The organism is Saccharothrix isguenensis (genome assembly GCF_052936305.1).
Genome location: NZ_CP193626.1, coordinates 1,572,985 through 1,589,210 on the forward strand (window position 1 = coordinate 1,572,985; position 16,226 = coordinate 1,589,210).

General features: G+C 72.0%; 15 protein-coding genes. 11 read left to right on the top strand and 4 right to left on the bottom strand.

Annotation, left to right across the window (positions count from 1 at the left end):
- Positions 1 to 33: 33 nt before the first annotated feature.
- Positions 34 to 2,922, bottom strand: a complete 2,889-nt coding sequence (locus ACRAKI_RS07685) for a BTAD domain-containing putative transcriptional regulator (protein ID WP_447006347.1) — start codon at positions 2,920 to 2,922, stop codon at positions 34 to 36.
- 344 nt (positions 2,923 to 3,266) lie between these two features.
- Positions 3,267 to 5,075, bottom strand: coding sequence for an AMP-dependent synthetase/ligase (locus ACRAKI_RS07690; RefSeq protein WP_447006348.1), 1,809 nt, complete (start codon positions 5,073 to 5,075; stop codon positions 3,267 to 3,269).
- Positions 5,076 to 5,188: 113 nt separating this feature from the next.
- On the opposite strand from ACRAKI_RS07690, the gene ACRAKI_RS07695 reads away from it, so the two are divergent.
- From ACRAKI_RS07695 to ACRAKI_RS07725, 7 genes are all read left to right on the top strand, one after another.
- A complete protein-coding gene (locus ACRAKI_RS07695; protein ID WP_447006349.1) occupies positions 5,189 to 5,569 on the top strand; it encodes a polyketide cyclase / dehydrase and lipid transport in 381 nt (126 codons plus the stop codon).
- An 11-nt stretch (positions 5,570 to 5,580) separates the two neighbouring features.
- Positions 5,581 to 6,369, top strand: a complete 789-nt coding sequence (locus ACRAKI_RS07700; protein ID WP_447006350.1) for a metallophosphoesterase family protein — start codon at positions 5,581 to 5,583, stop codon at positions 6,367 to 6,369.
- Between the two features lie 27 nt (positions 6,370 to 6,396).
- A complete protein-coding gene (locus ACRAKI_RS07705) occupies positions 6,397 to 6,834 on the top strand; it encodes an SRPBCC family protein (RefSeq protein WP_447006351.1) in 438 nt (145 codons plus the stop codon).
- Positions 6,831 to 8,024 (top strand): ArsA family ATPase, encoded by a 1,194-nt coding sequence (locus ACRAKI_RS07710; protein ID WP_447006352.1) that lies wholly within the window; start codon positions 6,831 to 6,833, stop codon positions 8,022 to 8,024. The genes ACRAKI_RS07705 and ACRAKI_RS07710 overlap by 4 nt, the downstream gene beginning before the upstream one ends.
- A 5-nt stretch (positions 8,025 to 8,029) precedes the next feature.
- Positions 8,030 to 8,365, top strand: a complete 336-nt coding sequence (locus ACRAKI_RS07715) for a hypothetical protein (protein ID WP_447006353.1) — start codon at positions 8,030 to 8,032, stop codon at positions 8,363 to 8,365.
- Positions 8,359 to 9,330, top strand: a complete 972-nt coding sequence (locus ACRAKI_RS07720) for an ROK family glucokinase (RefSeq protein WP_447006354.1) — start codon at positions 8,359 to 8,361, stop codon at positions 9,328 to 9,330. The genes ACRAKI_RS07715 and ACRAKI_RS07720 overlap by 7 nt, the downstream gene beginning before the upstream one ends.
- A gap of 134 nt (positions 9,331 to 9,464) precedes the next feature.
- Entirely contained in the window at positions 9,465 to 10,406 is a 942-nt protein-coding gene (locus ACRAKI_RS07725; protein ID WP_447006355.1) for an anti-sigma factor RsbA family regulatory protein, read from the top strand.
- A 96-nt stretch (positions 10,407 to 10,502) separates the two neighbouring features.
- Here ACRAKI_RS07725 and ACRAKI_RS07730 read toward each other — a convergent pair whose 3' ends face one another.
- Complete coding sequence (locus tag ACRAKI_RS07730) at positions 10,503 to 10,997, bottom strand: hypothetical protein (RefSeq protein WP_447006356.1); 495 nt, start codon at positions 10,995 to 10,997, stop codon at positions 10,503 to 10,505.
- A 201-nt stretch (positions 10,998 to 11,198) separates the two neighbouring features.
- Here ACRAKI_RS07730 and ACRAKI_RS07735 point away from each other — a divergent pair, with 201 nt between their 5' ends.
- The 3 genes from ACRAKI_RS07735 to ACRAKI_RS07745 all read left to right on the top strand — a co-directional run bounded on the left by ACRAKI_RS07735 (position 11,199) and on the right by ACRAKI_RS07745 (position 13,571).
- Positions 11,199 to 11,930, top strand: coding sequence for a lysophospholipid acyltransferase family protein (locus tag ACRAKI_RS07735; RefSeq protein ID WP_447006357.1), 732 nt, complete (start codon positions 11,199 to 11,201; stop codon positions 11,928 to 11,930).
- A gap of 22 nt (positions 11,931 to 11,952) precedes the next feature.
- On the top strand, positions 11,953 to 12,465 hold the full coding sequence (locus ACRAKI_RS07740; RefSeq protein ID WP_447006358.1) for a polyadenylate-specific 3'-exoribonuclease AS: 513 nt from the start codon (positions 11,953 to 11,955) through the stop codon (positions 12,463 to 12,465).
- 80 nt (positions 12,466 to 12,545) lie between these two features.
- Positions 12,546 to 13,571, top strand: coding sequence for a 6-phosphofructokinase (locus ACRAKI_RS07745; protein WP_447006359.1), 1,026 nt, complete (start codon positions 12,546 to 12,548; stop codon positions 13,569 to 13,571).
- A 150-nt stretch (positions 13,572 to 13,721) separates the two neighbouring features.
- Here the strand turns inward: ACRAKI_RS07745 and ACRAKI_RS07750 are convergent, their stop codons facing one another.
- On the bottom strand, positions 13,722 to 14,732 hold the full coding sequence (locus ACRAKI_RS07750) for a DUF2891 domain-containing protein (RefSeq protein WP_447006360.1): 1,011 nt from the start codon (positions 14,730 to 14,732) through the stop codon (positions 13,722 to 13,724).
- A 63-nt stretch (positions 14,733 to 14,795) separates the two neighbouring features.
- On the opposite strand from ACRAKI_RS07750, the gene ACRAKI_RS07755 reads away from it, so the two are divergent.
- Complete coding sequence (locus ACRAKI_RS07755; RefSeq protein WP_447006361.1) at positions 14,796 to 16,184, top strand: class II 3-deoxy-7-phosphoheptulonate synthase; 1,389 nt, start codon at positions 14,796 to 14,798, stop codon at positions 16,182 to 16,184.
- Positions 16,185 to 16,226 lie beyond the last annotated feature (42 nt).

The following is a 16,226-nucleotide window of genomic DNA, read 5'->3' on the forward strand; positions in this document are numbered from 1 at the left end:
GAGTTGTCCGGTCAGGCACCGCGAGTTGTCCGGTCAGGTGGGGTCGGGGTCGGACAGGGCGGCGTGGACGGCGGCCAGTTCGGCGCGGGCGGAACGTTCGGTCACGCGGAGGCCCAGGTTCGAGGTGAGGGTGACCGCCTCGGTGGCCAGGGACTTCGCCTCGGTCGGTTGGCCCAGGAGGCGGCGGACGGCGGCGAGGCCGACGAGGGCGCGCGCCTCACCGGGGAGGTAGCCGATCCGGCGGGCCTTCGTGAGAGCCTGCTGGAACTGCTCGTCGGCGGTCCGCAGGGAACCCAGGCCGCGGTTCGCGGACGCCATGACCACCAGCACGTTCGTGGTGATCCGCTGGTCACCGTCCTCCCGCAGCTCGGTCAACGCCTGGTCCGCCAGCGCCAGCGCCTCCGCGTGCTCGCCCAGGTCCAGCCGCACGGACGCGATCGTCTCCAGGACCCGGGCGGTGGACTCGCGGAAACCCCCGTCGGTGGACAGCCGCAGCGCCTCCGACAGGTGGGTGAGCGCGCGCTGCGGTTCGCCCATGAGCTGCCACGCCACCCCGAGCAACGTCGACGCGGTGATCTCGCTGGACCGCAGACCGTGCTCCACGCTGATCGCCAGTGCCTCGCTCAACAGGTCCGCCGCCTCGGCCAGCTCGCCGGTCTCGATCGCCAGCACGCCCAACCCGGTCAGCACACCCGCCTCACCCGACCTCGGCCCACCGGACTCGCGCTTCAACGCCAGGCACGTCTCCAGGTCGTCACGGGCGCCCGCCATGTCGCCCGCTTCCATCCGCACCACGCCGAGGTAGCTGCGCACCCCCGCCTCTGACGCCAGGTCACCGGACACCCGGTGCAGGTCCACCGCCCGCGTGTAGTGCGCGATGGACGTGGTGAAGTCGCCCAGCCGCCAGTGCAGCGTGGCCAGGTTCTGGTGCATCGCCGCCTCGCCGGCCACGTCGCGCTGCTCGTGCGCCGCGTGCATCCCGTACCGGGCCGTCGACAGCCACTCGGTGACGTGCTTGCCGATCCACAGGTAGCCGCGCAGCCCGTCCGCCAGCCGCCACGACACCGCCGCCGGCCCGCGTTCGGCCGCCGAACGGATCGCCGCGGTCAGGTTCGCCCGCTCCGCGTCCAGCCACGCCCGCGCCTGCGCCGCCGTCCCGATCCGCGGCAGCCGCACCGCCCGCCCCGCCGGCGCGGGCAGCCGCATCAGGTCCGGGTACAGCAGCTCGGCGCAGTGGTCCACCGCCCGCGCGTAGAACTCCAGCACCCGGACTCGTGCCGCGCCGAGGTCCGGCTCGGCGTCCGCGACCTCGGCGGAGAACCGCGCCAGCTCGTCGTGGAACGCGTACCGCCCCGCGCCGGAACGCACCAGCCGCGCCCCGGTCAGCTGGTCGAGCAGCGCGGCGGCCTCGGGCACCGGCAGGTCCGCCGCGTTCGCCGCGACCTCGGTGGTGAAGTCCGGCCCCGGCACCACGCTCAACAACGCGAACAGCCGGCGTGCGGCCGGTGGCAGCGTGGCGTGCGCCAGCTCCAGCGGACCGCGGTCGCCCAGCCGTTCCAGGTACCGCGACACCGAGCCGCCGCCGACCGCCGCCGTCGCGATGTCCAACGTCAACGGCAGGTGGCCGCACCGCCGCGCCAACTCCTCCGCCGGCTGCCCGGACCGCCGCAGCAGGGCCAGCGACTCGTGCGGTTCGAACACGTCCAGACCCACCCGGCGGGCGCCGTCGACGGCGATCAGGCCACGCAGGTCGTCCCTGCTGGTCACCAGCACCGGGCAGCTCGCCGCACCGGGCAGCAGGGGTCGCACCTGGTCGGGCGCGCCGGCGTTGTCGAGCACCAGCAGCATCCGGCGACCCGTCAGCAACGACCGGAACAGCGTGCTCTGCTCGTCCACGTCCACCGGGATCTGCTCCGGCGGCACGCCGAGCGCCCGCAGGAACCGGGTCAGCGCCTCCACCACCGGCATCGCCGGCCCGGACGCGTGACCACGCAGGTCCACGTACAGCCGTCCGTCCGGGAACCGGTCCCGCAGCCGGTGCGCGACGTGCACCGCCAACGCCGTCTTGCCCACACCGGGCACGCCGGTCAGCGCCACGATCGGCACGGCGGTGCGCGGCCCGTCCGGCGCGATCAACCGGGAGATCCGGTCCACCACCTCGACCCGACCGACGAACCCCGGCACGTCCGGCGGCAGCTGGTCCGGCCCGGGCTCGGTCCGTTCGGCGGGCGCGGCCAGGCTCGGGTCGCCGACCAGGATGGCCTGGTGCAGCTCGCGCAGCGCCACCCCGGGTTCGACGCCGAGCTGGTCGTCCAGCATCCGGTCGACCCGCCGGTACGCCTCCAGCGCCTCGGCCTGCCTGCTGCCCCGGTACAGCGCGACCATCAGCTGCGCCCAGAACCGCTCGCGCAGCGGGTGGTCCGCGGTCAACGACCGCAGCACCGGCACCAGCCGCTCGTGGTTGCCCAGGGCGAGTTCGACGTCGTTGCGCTCCTCGTGCACCACCAGCAGCCGTTCGGCCAGCCTCGGCACCGCGCCGTCGCGCAACGCGTCCGAAGGCACGTCCGACAGCGCCGGGCCGCGCCACAGCGCCAGCGCCTGCCCGTACAGCTCGGCCGCGTCCGACAGGTGCCCGGACTGCGCGGCCTGCCGGGCGAGACCGGCCGTGGTGGTGAACCGGTGCACGTCCACCTGCTCCGGTGGCACGACCAACCGGTAGCCGTCCGAGGTGGTCCGGATCAGGGACGGGTCGCCGAGGAGTTGCCGCAGCCGCATCACGTAGGTCTGCAACGTGCCGCGCGTGCGGGCGGGAGGGTCGTCGCCCCACAGGAACGAGACCAGTTCGCCAATTGGGACGACCCGGCCGGCGCGCAGCGACAGCGCGGCCAGCAGCGCCCGGTGCTTGCCCGCCCGGACCGACACCGGTTGACCCTGTATGCGCACTTCAAGGGGGCCGAGAAGGCCGAACCACGGCCCTGCGCCCATCCGTTTGCGTCCCCTCGTTCCGCCTCCCCCCGGCACAGCCTAGGACGGGCGCTGACGGCACGAGTCACCACCGCGTCAGCGATACGACAGCGTGCTGCTGCACTCTAGGAGATGTCCCGGTTGGGGGACCGGGACAACAAACTTCTCGGGTCCGCGTCAAGCGGATACGCGATCACTGGGGGTCGAGTGGCCCGCACCGAACAGGGTGCGGGCCACTCGTCTTGTCCGCTGTCCGGGATCGGCCGAGGTTGAACCCGGCCGCGTCCGCGGAGCAGCGGCGGTCAGGAGCTGTAGATCGCTTCGATGTCCTGCTTGTAGGTCGACGCCACGACGGAGCGGCGGAGCTTGAGGCTGGGGGTCATCTCGCCACCGGCCTCGGTGAAGTCCACCGGCAGGATGCGGAACTTCTTGATCGCCTCCGCCTTGGACACCGCCAGGTTGGCCTCGTCCACCGCGGCCTGGATCTCGCCGCGCAGCGTCTCGTCGTCCACCATCTCCGCCACGGTCGCCGAAGCCGGCTTGCCGTGCTGCTCCTTCCACGTCGGGAAGAACTCCGGGTCGATGGTGATCAACGCCCCGATGAACGGCTGCGCGTCACCGACGACCATGCACTGGCTGATCAGCGGGTGGGAGCGGAGGCGGTCTTCGAGGCCGGCGGGCGAGACGTTCTTGCCGCCGGCGGTGACGATGATCTCCTTCTTGCGGCCGGTGATCTTGACGAAGCCGTCGTCGTCCAGCTCGCCGAGGTCGCCGGTGTGGAACCAGCCGTCCTCCAGCGCCTCCGCGGTGGCCTGCTCGTTGTTCCAGTAGCTGCGGAACACGATGTCGCCCTTGATCAGGATCTCGCCGTCCTCGGCGATCCGCACCGAGGTGCCGATCACCGGCCGGCCCACCGTGCCCACCCGGAACGCAGCCTTGGTGTTCACGCTGGCCGCCGCGCTGGTCTCGGTCAGGCCGTAGCCCTCCAGCACCGGCACGCCCACACCGCGGAAGAAGTGGGCCAGGCGCTCGCCGAGCGGCGCGCCGCCGGACACCGCCGCGATGCACCGGCCGCCGAGCGCCGCCTGGAGCTTGCTGTAGACGAGCTTCGAGAACACCGCGTGCTTGATCTTGAGCCCGAGGCCCGCGCCGCCGGTGTCCTGCGCCTGGCTGTACTGCACCGCGGTCGCCTCGGCGGCGTCGAAGATCTTGCCCTTGCCCGCCGCGTGCGCCTTCTGCTTCGCGCCGTTGTAGACCTTCTCGAACACGCGCGGCACGGCCACGACGAACGTCGGCCGGAACGACTGGAGGTCCGGCACCAGGTTCTTCACGTCCCAGGTGTGACCCATGGTGACCCGCGTGTACACGCCCGTCACCGACAGGGCGCGGGCCAGGATGTGGGCCAGCGGCAGGAACAGCAGCAGCGAGTTGCCCGCGCGCATCAGCTCGGGGAACGCCGCGAGCCCGCCGCGCACCTCGGCCAGCAGGTTGCGGTGGGTCAGCTCGCAGCCCTTCGGGCGGCCGGTGGTGCCGGAGGTGTAGACGATGGTCGCCGTGTCCTCCGCGCCGACCTCCTTGCGCCGGGCCCGCGCGTCCTCGTCGGACACGCTCGCGCCGAGCGCGGTCAGCTCGTCGATCGCGCCCGCCGCGTCACCGGAGGGGCCGTCGATCTGCCACACGTGCCGCACCTCGGGCAGGCCGGACACCACCGAGTCCACCATCGCGCGGTGGTCGGAGGTCTCCACGAACACGGCCTTGGCCGAGGAGTCGGACAGGATCCACTCGACCTGCTCGGCCGAGGAGGTCTCGTAGATCGGGACCACGACCCCGCCCGCGTGCCACACGGCGAAGTCGAGGAGGGTCCACTCGTAGCGGGTCTTGGACATCAGGCCGACCCTGTCGCCGGCCTGGAGACCCGCCGCCATCAACCCCTTGGCCACTGCCAGCACCTGGGCGGCGAAATCACGGGCGGTGACATCCACCCATGTCCCGTCCACGCGGCGGCGGAAGCTGACGGCGTTGCCGAAGCGCTCCGCGTTCGCCCACACCATGTCGGTGAGGTTTTCCTCGGCAGCCACAGTGGCGGTGGCGGGGACGCTGAACTCGCGCACGTCGACCTCCGGACGATTCGTTTGTTACTGGTGGGGAAACCTAGCCTGTGATTCCGGCGATACACCAGGCTGGTGGGTACTTCCGTAACCGTGTCGTGGCACTCTTCCCATCCGTGCCCAGTGTCGACGTCGTGGACGAGACGTTCCTCGCAGTGCCCCCGGACGTGGTCGCCGCCGCTTTCGCGCCACCCGCCGCATGGGCGGAATTCTGGCCCGACCTGACCCTCGACGTCTACGCCGATCGGGGTACTGAGGGCTTGCGCTGGACGGTGGGCGGCGCGTTGGTCGGAACGATGGAGGTCTGGCTGGAGCCCGTCATGGACGGCACCCTGCTGCATTACTTCCTCCGTGCCGACTTGCCCGGGGGTGCGTCCGACCAGCGGGTACGGCGTGAGGTGCGCCGCCGCCAGATGGCCGCCAAAGAGGTGTCGCTCGGCCTCAAAGTGATCTTGGAGGAGGGCCGGCCGCCGGGTGTCCCACCCGTCCTGCCGTAGATTTGGGTCTTGTGCGGGTTCACGTCGTCTCGGACGTCCACGGCAACGCGGAGGCACTGGCCCGCGCCGGGGACGGTGCCGACGCGCTGGTGGTGCTGGGTGACCTGGTCGACTTCGTCGACTACTACGACCACGGCAGGGGCATCCTCGGCCGGGTGTTCGGCGCGGAGAAGGTCGAGGTGTTCGCCCGGCTCCGGCGGGGCAGGCCCGGCGCCGAGACGGTCCGCTACATGCGGTCGCTGTGGGAGAGCCTGGACAACGCGGCGGACGTCGTCCAAGAGGCGATCGTCGAGCAGTACACCGAGCTGTTCGGCGCGATGAGCGCGCCGACCTACGCCACGCCGGGCAACGTGGACAGCCCCGAGCTGTGGCCGAGGTTCGCCCGCGACGGCGTGCACGTCCTGGACGGCCAGGCCGTCGACATCGGCGGGCTGCGGTTCGGCTTCGCGGGCGGCGCGCTGCTGCACCCCGGTTTCGTGCCGAACCGGCGCGGTCCGTGGCGGCCCTACCTGCGCACCGAGGACGAGTTCGGCGCGGCGCTGGCGGGTCTCGGAGAGGTCGACGTGCTGTGCACCCACGTGCCGCCGGCGGTGGCCGAGCTGACCTACGACGTGGTCGCCCGGCGGCCGGAGCTGGGCTCCACGTCGCTGCTCAAGGTGATCGAGCGCGACCGGCCGCGCTGGTCGGTGTTCGGGCACGTGCACCAGCCGATGGCGCGCCGGGTGCGGATCGGCCGGACCGAGTGCGTCAACGTCGGCCACTTCCAGCGCAGCGGCACGCCCCACGTGCTGCGTTGGTGAGCAGAACTACCGGGTAGCCTCCCGGACATGGCCGACGAGTCCACCCAGTCCATCGTCATCGACGCGACGCCCGAGGAGATCGTGGCGGTCATCGCCGACTTCGACGCCTACCCCCAGTGGGCCAACGGCGTGAAGCGCACCGAGGTGCTGGAGACCGGGGCGGACGGCCGCGCGGCCCAGGTCAGGTTCAACATCGACCAGGGTCCGATCAAGGACGAGTACGTGCTCGCCTACGACGAGTGGTCCACGAAGAAGATCTCGTGGCACCTGGTCAAGGGCCAGATGCAGAAGTCGCAGGAGGGCAGCTACGCGCTGACCCCCAAGGGCGCCTCGACCGAGGTCACCTACACGCTCTCGGTGCAGCTGATCGTGCCGATGATCGGCCTGTTCCGCCGCAAAGCCGAGAAGATGATCATGGATACGGCGCTCAAGGAGCTCAAGCGGCGGGTGGAAAACGCTGGATGAGCGCTCGCCTGCTGCTCTTCACCGGTAAGGGCGGGGTCGGCAAGACGACCTTGGCCACCGCCACCGCCGCCGCGCTCGCCGCCGGCGGTCGCAAGGCGCTGGTCGTGTCCACCGATCCGGCGCACTCGCTCGCCGACGCGCTCGGCGTGCCGCTGTCCGGGCACGTCACCGAGGTCGAGGGCAGCCTGCACGCGGCCCAGATCGACCCGCGTGCGCTCGTCGACGACGCGTGGCGCGACCTGCGCGGACACCTCCGGACCGTGCTCGCCGGCGCGGGCGTGGACGAGTTGGACGCCGAGGAGCTGACCGTCCTGCCCGGCGTCGAGGAGCTGCTGGCGCTGTCCGAGGTGCGCCGGCTGGCGAGCGGCGGACCGTGGGACGTGGTGGTCGTGGACTGCGGTCCGACCGCCGAGACGTTGCGCCTGCTGGCGCTGCCCGAGGCGTTCGCCTCCTACCTGGAACGGCTGTTCCCGACCCACCGACGGGTGGTGCGCGGGCTGCTGGCCGGTGTCGCGGGCAGCGGCACGGCGGAGAAGTGGGACGCCACCGCCGACGCGCTGGGCCGGTTGGCGGAGGACCTGGACCAGCTGCGCGGCCTGCTGACCGCGCCATCCACCAGCGTGCGGCTCGTCCTCACCCCGGAACGGGTGGTCGCCGCCGAGACGAGGCGGACCGTGACGGCGCTGGCGTTGCAGGGCATCCGGGTCGACGGCGTGGTGGCCAACCGGGTCGTGCCGGATCCGGGCGCCGACAGCGGTCCGGCGGCCGAGTGGCTGCGCACCCGGCGGGCCGAGCAGGACGCGGTGCTCGTCGAACTGGCCGACCTCGGGCTCGTCCGCACGGTCGAGCACCGGGCCGCCGAACCGGTGGGCACGACCGCGCTGCTGGACGTCGCCGACGGCCTCTACCAGGGGCGTGACCCGCTTGAGGGTTCCTCCGCGGACGAACCGCTGCTGGAGGTGGTGCGGTCCGGCGAGCTGGAGTACACGCTGCGCATCGCGCTGCCGGTCGGCGACTCACCGCTCGACCTGGCCCGGGTGGGCGACGAACTGGCCGTCACCGTGGACGGCAGGCGCCGGCTCATCGCGCTGCCGTCGCTGCTCAAGCGTTGTCTGGTGACCGGCGCGGAGCTGGACGACACCGGGTTGGCGGTGCGGTTCGCACCCGACCCCGATCTGTGGATGCGGTGAGGCGCGTGGACTCGAAGCTTGCCGAGGAGCTGCGACTGCTGCTCGACGCCGCCGCCGAGCGGGCGCAGCCGTGGCTGCACCGGGTGGCCGCCGAGGGCGAGCACGACGACCGGACGTGCGGCTGGTGCCCGTTGTGCAACGCGGTGGCGTTGGCCCGCGGTGACCGGTCGGAGCTGGCCGCGAAGGCCGCCGAGCACGTGGCCGGGCTGATCGCGGTGCTGCGGGCGGCGTTGGCCGAGCCCGTGCCGCCGCCCGCGGCGTCCTCCGAGCCCGAAGGGGAGCGGAAGCCGCGCGTCCAGCACATCCCGGTGGTGCGGCGGGACAAGGGTGCGCAGTGCTGACTGTCGGCGTCGACGTCGGCGGGACGAGCGTGCGCGCGGGGGTGGTCGACAGCGACGGCGCGGTGCTCGACACGGCGCGTGCGGCCACGCCCAGCGGTGAAGAGGCGTTGGAAGAGGCGATCGGCGCGGCCGTCGCCGAGCTGGCGGCCCGGCACGAGGTGGCCGCGGTCGGCTTGGCGGTGGCCGGGTTCGTGGCCTCGGACCGGATGACCGTGCGGTTCGCGCCGCACCTCGCGTGGCGGCAGGCGCCGGTGGCGGAGCGGATCTCGCGGCGCGTCGGCATGCCGGTGGTGCTGGAGCACGACGCGAACGCCGCCGCGCTCGCCGAGCACCGGTTCGGCGCGGCGCGCGGGGCGAAGATCGCCGCGCTGGTCGCGATCGGCACCGGGATCGGCGGGGCGCTGTTGATCGACGGCCAGGTGTTCCGCGGCGCGTACGGCGTCGCGCCCGAACTGGGTCACCTGCGGCTGGTGCCGGACGGGCGACCCTGCCCGTGCGGCAAGAACGGCTGCTGGGAGCGGTATTGCAGCGGCACCGCGTTGAGCACCACCGCGGTCGAGCTGCTGGCCCGGCACCCTGGGCTGTCGACGGTGCTGGCGCGGGAGGCGTTGGGCGACTCACGGGCGGTGACCGGGCGGCGGGTGGCGGGCGCGGCGCGGGACGGCGACCCGTTGGCGCAGCGCGCGATGGCGGACCTGGCCCGGTGGCTGGGGGAGGGCTTGGCGCTGGTCGCGGACGTGTACGACCCGGAGGTCGTGGTGATCGGCGGTGGCGTGTCGGAGTCCGCGCCGCTGTTCCTCGACGACGCGCGGGAGCACTACGCGACCGTGGTGACCGGCGCCGGGCACCGGCCGCTGGCGCGCATCCGGACGGCCCAGCTCGGAGACGACGCGGGCATCGTCGGGGTGGCGACGCTGGCGCGTGACGTGGCCGGTCGGACGGCTCGCAACGGACGGGCCCGGTGACCGGTGTCGGCCACTTGACGGCTCGGCGCGCGTAGCATCGCGGGCATGCGCACCTCCGGCGCCGTGGCAGCCTTCCGGGGACAGGGGCCGCGCGACTGCGTTCGCGAGGTCTGGAACGATCACGCGGTGTTCGGATGAGTGTTCGGACGGGTGCGGCGCGTGACCACGTCGGTTACTTCCACGAGACGGCGTTCTACGGCAGCGACGAGGACTTCCGGTCCATCGTGGCCCCGTTCGTCGACGGTGGTGTGGTGGCCGGCGAGCCGGTCGTGGTGGCGTGCCACCCGGCCAACGAGCGGCTGGTCCGGGACGCGGTGGCCGACGTCTCCGGGGTGGTCTTCCTGCCCGGTGCGGACCAGTACGAGCGGCCGACCGAGTCGATCCTGACCTACCGGAAGCTGTTCGCCGAGTACGCGGGTGCGGCGCAGATCCGGGTGCTGGGCGACGTGCCGCACCCCGGCGTCGGCGCGTCCTGGGACTGGTGGTCGCGGTACGAGGCGGCGGTGAACGACGTGTTCGCCGACGTCCCGCTGTGGGGCCTGTGCCCGTACGACCTGCGCACCACGCCGGCCCCGGTGCTGGCGGACGTGCTGCGCGCCCACCCGCACGTGACGGGGCCGGACGGCGCGCACCGGCCGAACCCGAGCCACTCGACCTGGACGTTGCCGCCCACCGTTCCCACCGCGCTCGAAGCCGATCCGCCGGTGGTCGAGCTGACCGACCCGGTGCCCGCCGAGGCGCGGCGCGCGGTGACGGCGGCCTGTGCCGCCACCCGGCTGAGCCGCGACGACGTGGACGACATCGTGTACGCCGCGAGCGAGGCCGTCACCAACGCCCTGTCCCACGGCAAGCCGCCGGTGACGCTGCGCGCCTGGGTCGTCCCCACCCACGTCGTGGTGGCGATCACCGACCACGGCGACGGCCCCCTGTCGCCCACGGCCGGCCTGATCCCCACCAGCCAGACGTCGACGGCCGGCGTGGGCCTCTGGCTGACCCACCGCACCTGCCACGACGTCACCATGACCCGCGGCCCGGACGGCTACACCATCCGCCTGACGGCCACCCTCCACCCCTGACCCCGCGCGAGTCCTCCAGCCAGGCACCGCGAGTCGTCCACTCGGACACTGCGAATCGCGCGTTCGGGCACCGCCAGTCGCGCGTTCAGGCGAGCGTCAGAGGACCGCACCGTCGTCCCAGCCCGAGTCGGGCGGCGGCCCGCTGCGCATCCGCAGCACCAGCCACCCGGCCCCCGAGCACATCACGATCAACGCCAACGGCGTCCCGATCGCACCGGTCAACCCGAACAGCCCCGGCACGACCAGCAGCACGACACCCAGCGCGATCAGCGCCAACGCCGCGATCGTGCCCCGCCGCAACGCCGGCAACGGCGGCGGCTCCGGCGGCACGTAGTGGTCGTTCGGGTCGTCCGACTCGACGTCGTCACGACCGTCGACGTCATCAGGCCTGTCCTCGACGGTGGCCACCACCGGCTGACCCTCGGGCCGCACCGGCCGGACGGGCTCCGCCTCGTCGCCTTCGTCCGGTTCGACCTCCTCGGAGGACCAGGCCTGCCTGCCCACGCCTTCGCGTTCCAGGCCCGCCACGATCTCGGCGAAGGTCGCGTCCACGTCCTCCGGGCCGTCGGTCGAGTCGCGTCGGGAGTTCATCGGCGTGCTCCAGCCCTCCGGGTCGTGAAGGCCAACCCTCTGCCAGGTTCCATCGTCCCACGAGCCGGTTGTGTTGCGGATTACGGCAGCCGGTGGACGTTGGGACCGTACCGCCTCCGCGTGCGTGTTCGTTGTGTGTTCTGCCGTCGGCTCCGTAGGCTGACGGCGGGGATCAAGCTCGTCGAGGAGGCGCTCCCAGCGGTGCTCTACTGGTTGATGAAACACATCTTTCTCGGGCCGCTCCTGAACCTGTTCTTCCGACCCCGGATCATCGAGGGCGCGGAGAACATCCCGAAGGAGGGTGGCGCGATCCTGGCGAGCAATCACCTCGCGGTCTCCGACTCGTTCTTCCTGCCGTTGAAGCTGTCCCGCCGGGTCACCTTCCCAGCCAAGATCGAGTACTTCACCGGCAAGGGCTTCAAGGGGGCGCTGCAACGCTGGTTCTTCTACGGCGTAGGCCAGGTCCCGATCGACCGGTCCAGCGCGTCGGCCGCCCAGGGCGCGCTCGACACCGGCGTGCGCATCGTGCGCGAGGGCAAGCTGCTGGGCATCTACCCCGAGGGCACCCGCTCGCCCGACGGCCGGCTGTACAAGGGCAAGGTCGGTGTGGCGTGGATCGCGTTGGAGTCCGGCGCGCCCGTCATCCCGATCGCGATGTTCGGCACGGACAAGGCCAACCCCATCGGCTCGCGGATGTGGAAGCCGTACCCGATCCGGATCAAGATCGGCAAGCCGCTGGACTTCTCCCGGTACGCGGGTCTGTCCGGTGACCGGTTCGTGCTGCGGTCGATCACCGACGAGATCATGTACGCCCTGATGGAGCTGTCCGGCCAGGAGTACGTCGACGTGTACGCGACCAAGGCCAAGGAGGACCAGGGCGCGCCCCGACCCGCGAAAGCGGTCGATCGGCTGCCCGAGACGAAGGCCGGCTGATCCGGCACCCTAGGCTGGTGGGGTGCGGTTCTTCTACGACTGTGAGTTCATCGAGGACGGGGTGACGATCGACCTCGTCTCCATCGGAGTGGTCGACGAGGAAGGCCGCGAGTTCTACGCCGTGTCCACCGAGTTCGACCCGGCCAAGGCCGGTCCGTGGGTGCGCGCCAACGTGCTCAACCAGCTGCCGTCGCCCGCCGACAAGGCGTGGCGCAGCCGTGAGCGGATCCGGAACGACCTGCTCGAGTTCCTCGGCGGCGCCAAGGCCAACCGGGACGACATCGAGCTGTGGGCGTGGTTCGCCGCGTACGACCACGTGGCGTTGGCCCAGCTCTGGGGCCCGATGCCGACCTTGCCCCGCTGCCTGCCCCGGTTCACCCGCGACCTGCGTCAACGCTGGGAGGACGTGGGCAAGCCGTACCTGCCGCCCGCTCCCGCCGACGCGCACGACGCGTTGGCCGACGCGCGGCACAACCTGGCACGGTGGAAGGTGATAGAGACCGAGCGGCTGCGCAAGGGTTTCGCGGTCCGGTAGGTGGACCCTCGCTTGCTGCACCGATCCAGGGCGTGTCAGTCTTGGGTGACCCACGCCACGAGAAGAGATTGGCTAAGCAAATGCGCATTGGTGTGCTCACCGGCGGTGGCGACTGCCCCGGCCTCAACGCGGTCATCCGCGCGGTGACCCGCAAGGGCATCGAGGCTCACGGCTGGGAGATCGTCGGGTTCCGGAACGGGTGGCAGGGACCGATCGAGAACCTGACCAAGCCGGTCGGGCTCGGTGAAGTCGAGGACATCCTCACCAGGGGCGGCACCATCCTCGGCTCCTCGCGCACCAACCCCTACAAGGTCGAGGGCGGTGTCGACCGGATCCGCGAGAACCTCGCGGCCAACAAGGTCGACGCGCTGATCGCGATCGGCGGCGAGGACACCCTCGGCGTCGCGAAGCGACTGACCGACGACGGCATCGGCGTCGTCGGCGTGCCGAAGACCATCGACAACGACCTGGGCGCGACCGACTACACGTTCGGCTTCGACACCGCGGTGCACATCGCCACGGAGGCGATCGACCGGCTGCGCACGACGGCCGAGTCGCACCACCGGGCGCTCGTCGTCGAGGTCATGGGTCGGCACGCGGGTTGGATCGCGCTGCACTCCGGTCTGGCCGGCGGCGCGAACGTGATCCTGGTGCCGGAGCGGAAGTTCAGCGTCGAGAAGGTCGTCGAGTGGGTGGAGCGGCGCTTCGAGCGCCAGTTCGCCCCGATCATCGTGGTCGCCGAGGGCGCCATGCCCGAGGGCGGCGCCGAGGTGCTGCACTCCGGCGAGAAGGACGCGTTCGGCCACGTGCGGCTGGGCGGCATCGGCACCTGGCTGGCCGAGGAGATCGCGGAGCGGACCGGCAAGGAGTCCCGCGCGGTCGTGCTGGGCCACGTCCAGCGCGGCGGCATCCCGACCGCCTACGACCGCGTGCTCGCCACCCGGTTCGGCCTGCACGCGGTGGACGCGGTCGCCGAGGGCGACTTCGGCGTCATGGTCGCGCTGCGCGGCACGGAGATCGTCCGGGTGAAGCTGGCGGAGGCGACGGCGGAGCTGAAGACCGTTCCGGCGCACCGCTACGCAGAGGCCGAGGTCTTCTTCGGCTGATCGACCCCCGTTCAGGCGCCCCGGACGACTGCGTTCGGGGCGCTTGGCGTTTCCGCGGGTGTTCCGAGCGTTGAACTCGGAGTACGCGAACGGAGGGCTCACGCGTCCTGAACGGAGGACACGCGGTGTCTGGGTGGAGGACTCGCGGGGTCAGTGGGCGGACAGGTGGAGGTAGGCGGCGAAGGTGCCGAGCCAGTGCTCGGCGTAGTAGCCGTGGCCGAAGACGTAGGCCAGGCCGGCTTCGCGGTGGGCGTCGGCGGCGGTGCGGGCCAGGTCGGTGTAGCGGTGGTCGGGCGGCAGGGCGGCGGTGATCGCACGCCACTGCCAGGCGCGGGACAGGGCGAGCCCGATCAGGTGCGAGCCGTGCGCGTCGCCCGGGTCGTCCACCGGCACCGGCTCGCGCAGCACCTTCCAGCGCGCCTCCTCCAGGTTCGGCAGGAACGCCTCGAACCACGCCGTGAACGCGGGGGCCGGCAGCACCCGCCGCATCAGGTCCGCCTCGGTCAGCGCGGGCGACAGGAAGTCCGCCGCGTCCGGCTCGAACCCGCCGTACCCGACGTCCTCCCGGTGCCACCGCAACGCCGCCTCCGCGCACGCCGCGGCCAGCTCTTCGTCACCCACGGCGCGCGCCGCGTCGAGCACGAGCCCGGTGGCGAACGCGGTGTTGCCGTGCGTGCCGGACCGGTTCGGCAGCCGCGCCCCGGCCACCTTGGCGAGATACCGGTCACGCAGAACCGTGCTCAACGGCCGCAGCGCCGCCGCCCACGGTGAACCCCAGGTGCGGAGTTCCGCATCCAACACGAGCAGCCACGCCCACCCGTAGGGCCGCTCCCAGAACCCGCCGCCGGGGCCGTCGAAGTACGCCGCCTCGGTCTCCGCGTGCGCCGGGGTGATCAGCGAGTCCAGCGCACGGCGGGCCTCCGTCGCACCCTCGACGTCCGGCCGCGACCGCAGCACGCGGACCGCCAACCAGGTCTGATGCACGCACGAGTGCCAGTCGAACGACCCGGCGAAGATCGGGTGCAGCACCCGCTGGGGCACCAGGTCGGCGTCCCCGGTCACCACGTGCGACCAGTGCACCGGGTAGTCGCGCCGGATGTTCTCCACCGCGGTCGACAGCAGCCTGGCCGCCGTGTCGTCATCCAGCCGGGTGTCGGGCATGGCCCACATCATGCACAGCCGGACCCCTGCCCGTCCCGAGGCGTGGACAGCTATCTTTAACGTGTGAACTGGACCGTGGACGTGCCCGTGGACACGCTTCCCGAGCTTCCGCCCCTTCCGCCCGAGCTCCGCGCGCGGCTGGACGACGCGCTGGAGCGGCCCGCCGCCCAGCAGCCGGAGTGGCCGGACGCCGAGCAGGTGCGCCGGGTGCGCGCCGTGCTGGAGAGCGTGCCGCCGATCACCGTGCCGGCCGAGATCGACCGGCTGAGCGCCAACCTGGCCGAGGTCGCCCGCGGCGAGGCGTTCCTGCTGCAGGGCGGTGACTGCGCGGAGACGTTCGCGGACAACACCGAGCCGCACATCCGCGCCAACATCCGGACCCTCCTCCAGATGGCCGTCGTGCTCACGTACGGCGCCAGCCTGCCGGTGGTGAAGATCGGCCGCATCGCGGGCCAGTACGCCAAGCCGCGCTCGTCGGGCATCGACGCGCTCGGCCTGCCGTCCTACCGGGGTGACATCGTCAACTCGCTGGTCCCGACGCCCGAGGCGCGCGTGCCGGACCCGTCCCGGATGATCCGCGCCTACGCCAACGCGGGCGCGGCGATGAACCTGCTGCGCGCCATGACCACCGCGGGCATGGCCGACCTGCACAAGCTGCACGACTGGAACAAGGACTTCGTCCGCCAGTCGCCGGCGGGTGAGCGGTACGAGGCGCTGGCCGGTGAGATCGACCGCGGCCTGCGGTTCATGTCGGCGTGCGGTGTGAACGACGCGTCGCTGCACACCACCGAGATCTTCGCCTCGCACGAGGCACTGCTGCTCGACTACGAGCGCGCGCTGCTGCGCCTGGACACCAACGGCGACCAGCCGAGGCTGTACGACCTGTCGTCCCACTTCCTGTGGATCGGCGAGCGGACCAGGCAGCTGGACGGCGCGCACATCGCGTTCGCCGAACTGCTGTCCAACCCGATCGGCTTGAAGATCGGCCCGTCGACCACGCCGGAGATGGCGGTCGAGTACGTCGAGCGGCTGGACCCGCACAACCAGCCCGGCCGGCTCACGCTGATCAGCCGGATGGGCAACGGCAAGGTGCGCGACGTGCTGCCGCCGATCGTGGAGAAGGTCACCGCCTCCGGCCACCAGGTCATCTGGCAGTGCGACCCGATGCACGGCAACACGCACGAGGCGTCCACCGGCTACAAGACCCGGCACTTCGACCGGATCGTGGACGAGGTGCAGGGCTTCTTCGAGGTGCACCGCAGGCTCGGCACGCACCCCGGCGGCATCCACATCGAGCTGACCGGCGAGGACGTCACCGAGTGCCTGGGCGGCGCCCAGGAGATCTCGGACATCGACCTGGCCGGCCGCTACGAGACGGCCTGCGACCCGCGGCTGAACACCCAGCAGTCGCTGGAGCTGGCGTTCCTGGTCGCGGAGATGCTCCGCAGCTGACCCGCTGTTCCGCGCAGTGGCCCCCGACTCCTGGAGTCGGGG